Genomic DNA, 6,813 nt, shown 5'->3' with positions numbered 1-6,813 from the left:
CCCGAAGGGCGAATTTAAAATGTTCGTACTCTTTGTTGTGTCACCTTGATGTAGAACCACTATACCTGCGGTAACACGCCGCGATTACGCACATTTTAAGTCTCGCTGGGTGGGTAATTATCTATGCGGACTGGCATTAAATACTGTTTTAGCATAGCGACAAGCGCTTTTTGTTTGATGGGCTTTGTAAGGTAGTCGTTCATACCTGCGTCCAGCGCTCCTTGCTTGTCTTCTTTCATTGCATTTGCGGAAAGACCAATAATAGGCACAGCAGTGAAGCCTTTCTCGCGAAGCAGTCTGGTAGCTTCATACCCGTCCAAAACCGGCATTTGAACATCCATCAGCACAAGATCATATTGGGGAGCATTTTCCACTTTTTGAACGGCTTGTTTCCCGTCTTCCGCAATATCGAAAGTAAGCCCAAGGTTCGTCAGCATTTCGCCAGTAACAAGCTGATTTATATTGTTGTCTTCAACTAATAACACGTGCCCTTCGATGACACTCTCTGTGCCCTCACTGTCAAAATTGGTGGTGTCGTATGTAGCGTCTTTTGAAATTATCTGGTTTACAAAACGCTCAAACTGCGCAGGAGTAAACGGGTGCATAATTGAAGGTCCGTCCCAAAGCGTTTCGTATTTTGCCTGAAGTGCCGTTCCCGCCGTTTCGAAAACCAGGCCTACTGATTTACCTTTTTCGTGTAGACCTTTTAGCCACGCAAGTTTTTGCCTGAAAGTACTGAAATCTGGTATATCAATAACCTTATATTCGGGGAGCGTCTGGCTCCGTTGTGCCTCGTCAAACGATAAACGTCGCCCTTGCGACAGCTGGATCTGGTCACAATAGGTCGAAGGCAGCAAGGGCGTTTCGGTAATGTACAGACTGTCTTGGGGAAGCTGAGGGGTTTGCTCTAGGACTCCCGGCTGATTTTTAAATGCTTTTAACGGTAATTCAATTTTAAACGTACTTCCTTTACCTTCAATAGACTGAGCATCTAGCCGCCCGTTCATGAGTTCTGTGAGTTGGCTGACAATAGCTAAGCCTAAGCCCGTGCCACCGTATTTGCGGTTCGTTGAACCATCGGCTTGAGTAAAGGGTTTAAATATTCTATCAAGCTGCGATGAACTCATCCCTATACCCGAGTCCGTGACCTCCATCGTGAGATTAAGTACATTTCCTTTCTCGTTTAGCTTGCCATCAAACGTGATATCAACCTGACCTTGTTCGGTGAATTTGACGGCGTTATTCCCGATGTTCATGATAATTTGAGCAATGCGCAGTGGGTCGCCAATAACCTGTGGGGGCAGTGATGGGTTAACCGTAAAGTGAACGGATAAGTTCTTTTCCTTGGCGCGTAAGGCAATCACCGCTATCAAGTTATCAAAAAGCGAGTGAAGCGAAAAACTGACTTCTTCTATCTTTAACTTGCCAGCTTCAATTTTTGAGAAGTCGAGTATGTCGTTTATTACACTCAGTAAAATTTGTCCTGAATACGCTGCTTTATCTAAATACCCCTTCACCGTGTGTGATAATGCTTGTTGCTGTGCAAGCTCTATCAAACCGATAATACCGTTCATCGGAGTACGAATCTCGTGGCTCATGTTGGCTAAAAACATACTTTTAGAAGCCGTAGCCCGTTCGGCTTTAATCTTGGACTCCGTCAATGCACGGTTCAAGCTTTCTAACTGCGTATTCATGCTTCGCGCTTCATCTAACAGCTTTTCAGTTTGGCGATTCTTATCACTGAAAACCAGTGCTGCTCTTGCTAATTTTCCGATTTCATCTTTTCGGCTACTGCCCGGAATATTGGCGATCTGAACGCCTTTTGAGAGCTTATTAAAGACCAAGGTAATGGAGCGGATAGGGCCAAGAATGCGGAACGTTGAAAAAAGAGCTGCTGATAGTGCCAGCAGTATAGCGATAAGGGAAAATAGCTCTCCGTTGCGCTGGGTACTTTTTGCGATTTGATAGGTTCTTTGGGTGGCGACTTCAGAATTGGTGCTTACTTGCTTAGCAAGCTCTCCGCTTAGATAAAGAAACTCGTTGGCTGAGCCGGCCATAACCACATTAACGAGAAACAAGTTACCCTGAATAATTTGAGTAAGTTTAAAAAAGTCGGCTTTAATTTTAGTGGTGATTGTATCCATTCTTTGTTGAAAGCGCTCATCTTCAGAAGGTTTGAGGCTTTTTAATGAATCCGCTGCTTCGTTGAATGACTGAACAAACCTCATATCGGGCTTCATCAGATACTTTAACATCGCATTTTCCGCAAGCATTAAGTAGGCTTTCGCTTCCTCAACGACGACAGGTGAAACCTCATTTGTTGTTGAGGCTTCATCCAATAACCCGTTAAGGTAAGTTATGTCTGAAAGTGTACCTTGCGCAATGAGATTGTCCCTTTCTGAGCGCGCATTGACAACTTGCGAGAAGTTTTCCTGATAAGCATTAAGGTGGTCTCTCATCCTCGAGAGTATGTCCCTGTCACCTTCTTTTCCCTTTGAGCGTTCTGCAGCGTCTAGCGTATCTAATTTGCTATTAATCGTTACCATCAAGCGATTAAAACGAGTGATGGCAGACTTACTGGCATTCTCTTTAAAAATGAGGACATTTCTCTGTAAATCTACGACGTCACGCTCAAGCTCTTTTACAATGCCAACATTGACCACGGCTTTCGCGGCTGATGATACTCCTTTACTTAACACATCTTGGTTTTTACGAGCAATGAACCCTTGCGCCAAAATTAAGGTGATCAATGCGAGAAAGACGGTGATGAGCTGTATACGAATTGACGATAACATGTGAACTTACAAAGCCTTATTCCATTTTGATAGTCATACTTGTTTCAGAGACATCATGCGGTAATCAATTCGTACCACTTTTGCAAAGAATACTCGTAGGTAGGCATAACGGTGTTCCATACTGCAACGTTACTTAAGCGGCTTTCATAACTGCCACCATTTCGCTGTGCTCCCGCTTTCACACTTATCTTGCCATCGGGTCCCTTTAAAGGCTCTGACGCAATTTTTCCCGCGTACCAGTAATTCCATTCAGCGTCTGATAAATATGATGCCGAACGTTGCGGGTTAGAGATATAGTATCCTTGTCGAGCTATGAATGCGCCAGGCCAGCCAGATAACCACCAGTTCATGTATTCGTATGCTACATCCTTCACTCGGCCTTGCGTCGCCGAGGATAAACACATTACGCCGTGCCATCCTCGGTAACCTTCTTTGGGCGCCGCAAATGTGACAGGAATATCTTGACCATTGAGTGCGGAAACGGCGGGTGAGAACATGCTTTCGATGGCAACTCGGCCACTTTTCATAAATTCGACTGATTCGGGGACTGACGTCCAAAAGCCGTTGAAGTGTTTTAATTGTGTTAACTCTATAAGAAGGTTAAACAAATCATCCAGCTCGTATTCAGTCATTGCCCCAATGTCTTCAAACTGCATAAAACCTTTAGCCTGTGCAGCAAGGGCCAGGTCAAATAAACCAATAGTGGGATCATTAACGATGCCCACCTTTCCTGAGTACCGTGAGTCTAATAGCCATCCCCAGCTTTCTTCTTGATCGCGAAGTTCTACAGGAAGTTTCGTGGTGTCATAGCCAAAAGAATCGACGTTATGCACGTAGGGTAAGAAACTGATTGTGTCTGTATGCTTTTCACCGAGTGTGCCGTTACCTTGAACATTGAGAATTTTATGAGGCGCATCGCCTGCGCCCTCCCGTGCATGTTTGGTGAGTTTGCCGGTTTTGCTCAGGTTGTTTATTTCTTCCCAATAAATCAGACGTTTTTTTTCTATAGGTTGAATAGCCTGAGCCCGCCACAGCACGTTTATACTGTTGGACCATTGCTCATAGAGGTCGAATGAAGAAGGAAGCATGGAGGCCTTCTGAAGAACCGCTGCACTACCGCCTGGCTCAAAAGCTATGTTTATGCCCAAATCTTCCATGGCGCGTTGGCGTATGGCTTCTTGCAGCGTGACATGTGTACCCATCACACGGAGGGTGGGCTTCGGTTTTCCAATAGCAAAAGGAGTGACGCCTGCAGTTAAACCAAACGCTAGGCCGCCCTTAAGCAGGGTTCGCCGTGTTGGTGAAGGTTTGCTGTTGTTATTAAAACTTGCAGGCATATGCGTACATCCATAATAAACGATGACCTGCTTTATTCTGGCATCGATTTCATAGAGTTACCAAAAAATGTTTGGTTTCGGTAAAAAATAAACGTGGCAATAGAATGAAAAGTCGAAATTTTTTTATTCAAAAGCACTAAGTGCTTAGCATTGTACTATGCTTTTGAGATTGTATTAATTTTGAATGGAGATTTGGTTAATGAAGGTTTGGCGAAAGCACGCTTTTCTACTGCTTACTTATTTCTTCTTTACGTTTTTCTCTATAGCAAACGCACAATCGGTAGTCGTGCCAAAAGTGCAGGGAGAAAAAGAGCAAATTCTTTACGACATTTTAGCGCTGGCACTAAGTAAAAGTGCACCATCAATAACGTTGTCAACGCTACCTGAAGTGCTTAACGAAGCTCAATTGGTCAGTGAAGTGGAGTCGGAAAACGTTGATGTGATGTGGTCGGGCGGAGACAAAGAAAAAGACGAACGTCTGCAAGCCGTTAGAATTCCCGTACTGAAAGGGCTATTAGGACATCGTATTTTCTTAATTCGAGAGGAAGACAAAGCGCGTTTTGCCACTATTCAAACCTTTGAAGATCTGCTGCAATTTGAAGCAGGGCAGGGACGGTTTTGGGGGGATACACAGATTCTAAAAAGTGCCGATATACCCACAGTGACGACAATTAAATATAAAAACTTGTTCCCGATGTTAGAAGGGGGAAGGTTTGATTATTTTCCAAGAGCGTTACACGAACCCTTTATTGAGGCTGAAAACCACAAGCATCTTGACCTTGTGGTAGATAGCAACGTCATGCTGGTGTATCCCTATGCCATGTATTTCTATGTCAATAAGAGTAACGAACGACTTCACAACCTTATATACAGTGGGTTTGAAACAGCCATAAAGGATGGGAGTTACGATGAGCTCTTCTTCAATAATCCAATGATTCAAGATGTGCTCACTAAGGCAAAGGTTGAAGACCGAACGGTTTTTCGCGTGGGCAACCCTCATTTACATCCTGATACACCGCTAGACAGGGCTGAATTCTGGTTAGATATAAAAAAATTACAGTAATAGCGTTTCTGAGCTAATCAAAAATGCGAGTGAATTACTCGGGACAATTTACGGATAAAAACATGCAATCGATAAAACAAAAATCCATGGTAACCCTCTCTCTTGTGTCTTTTGCTGTCATGCTGGTGGTGTTTGGCTTCAGTTACTTTGCTACCAGTCAGTATTTCGACGAGCAATTAGAAAAGGAAATACGCGATACTAATCAAGCGTTATCGATTGTTATGCAAGAACCAATATTTGCATACGATAACGAGCTTACCGAAGATATTCTGTCTTCTTTTGTGGCATACCCCCATATTTTGCAAATAGAAGCGTTCGACCACAGGGGGAAAGCGATCGCAAGCGCCGTAGACAAAGAGGCTAACGCAGAGCCACACGATGTAAGTAAAGCGAAAGTCGCAATTTTGTGGGAGGGCAAAAAAGACATCGGTTACCTTCAAGTCTCTTACTTGCTCGATACCAACCAAGCGCTTCTTTCAACGGCGAAATGGATGTTTCTAGTCATAGGGCTAGTTTTGATTGCTGTTTTGGGCGGAACGAATTGGTTTGTTTTATCGCGATATGTACTTTTACCCTTGAGCAAAGTGTCAGCGGCAATGTCTGAGATTGCCCAGGGCGGTGGAGATCTTACACGACGTCTTAATATCCAAACGAACGATGAAGTTGGCCAGTTTGCAGATACCTTCGACCGGTTTGTCGCAAATTTACAGCTGCTGGTGAAGGGCATTGTTGAAAACGCGGAGCGTCTTTCTGTATGTGCTGAAGAGATACGAACGCATTCTGATAACAATGTGACGGAAACGCAGCTTCAATTAGCCGAAATTGAGGAGGTATCAGCTGCTTTAAGTCAAATGTCCAAAGCGACTGAAGAGGTGTCTCACAACGCAGTGCAAACGTCTGACAAAACGAAAAGTTGTAACGAACTTGCAAACTCGGGTAATCAAATAGTTCAAAAAACCGTAGATGATATTCATAGTTTGGGCAATAGTATCGGTGAGACCTCCAACAAAATATCTGAATTAAAAGAAAAAAGTGAACTCATTAATACCGTACTCACGGTGATTAAAGGCATCGCGGAGCAAACGAACTTGTTGGCTTTAAATGCTGCTATTGAGGCTGCGAGGGCAGGAGAACAAGGCCGCGGATTTGCCGTGGTAGCCGATGAGGTGCGAGCACTTGCTCAGCGTACCCAAGACTCTACAAAAGAAATAGAAGTGATTATTAATGATTTGCAAGTGTCATCTGAGGACGCCAATAAACTGATGTCCACCACCAAAGATAGGCTGGGAGACACAATCGAAGAGTCGTCTCATGCTATAGAAGCGCTCAAAGATATAATAAGAAACATACAAATCATCAATGATATGAACTCTGGTGTGGCGACGGCTACCGAAGAGCAGAGCGTGGTGACCACAAACGTTAACACCAAAGTGTTTTCAATAAATGAATTGACGGTTGATGTTGCTAAAAACGCGAAGTCGTCCACGGTGTTAACTGAGCAGTTAAGTTCGTTGAGTCAACAGATCAAACAAGATCTAAAAAGCTTCAAAGTGTAACGTCATCCATGTTCAGATAAGGATTGGAGTGTAGATATTTTGCCCGATAGTGCGCCCTAAGA

At 43.9% G+C, this 6,813-nt stretch carries 4 protein-coding genes; 2 read left to right on the top strand and 2 right to left on the bottom strand.

Annotated features, from left to right (window positions below):
- Window positions 1–95: 95 nt before the first annotated feature.
- Together GVO63_RS18155 and GVO63_RS18150 are read right to left on the bottom strand one after the other, a co-directional pair.
- Window positions 96–2,795, bottom strand: coding sequence for an ATP-binding protein (locus GVO63_RS18155; RefSeq protein ID WP_159581717.1), 2,700 nt, complete (start codon window positions 2,793–2,795; stop codon window positions 96–98).
- A gap of 53 nt (window positions 2,796–2,848) precedes the next feature.
- On the bottom strand, window positions 2,849–4,132 hold the full coding sequence (locus GVO63_RS18150) for a PotD/PotF family extracellular solute-binding protein (RefSeq protein ID WP_159581715.1): 1,284 nt from the start codon (window positions 4,130–4,132) through the stop codon (window positions 2,849–2,851).
- 199 nt (window positions 4,133–4,331) lie between these two features.
- Here GVO63_RS18150 and GVO63_RS18145 point away from each other — a divergent pair, with 199 nt between their 5' ends.
- Complete coding sequence (locus GVO63_RS18145; protein WP_159581713.1) at window positions 4,332–5,195, top strand: diguanylate cyclase; 864 nt, start codon at window positions 4,332–4,334, stop codon at window positions 5,193–5,195.
- Window positions 5,196–5,257: 62 nt separating this feature from the next.
- Window positions 5,258–6,751 (top strand): methyl-accepting chemotaxis protein, encoded by a 1,494-nt coding sequence (locus GVO63_RS18140; protein WP_159581711.1) that lies wholly within the window; start codon window positions 5,258–5,260, stop codon window positions 6,749–6,751.
- Window positions 6,752–6,813 lie beyond the last annotated feature (62 nt).

The organism is Alteromonas sp. KUL106 (assembly GCF_009811415.1).
In the GTDB taxonomy this organism is placed as follows: Bacteria; Pseudomonadota; Gammaproteobacteria; order Enterobacterales; family Alteromonadaceae; genus Alteromonas.
Note: the sequence above shows the minus strand (reverse complement) of the source record. Positions and strands in the feature narration are given on the sequence as shown.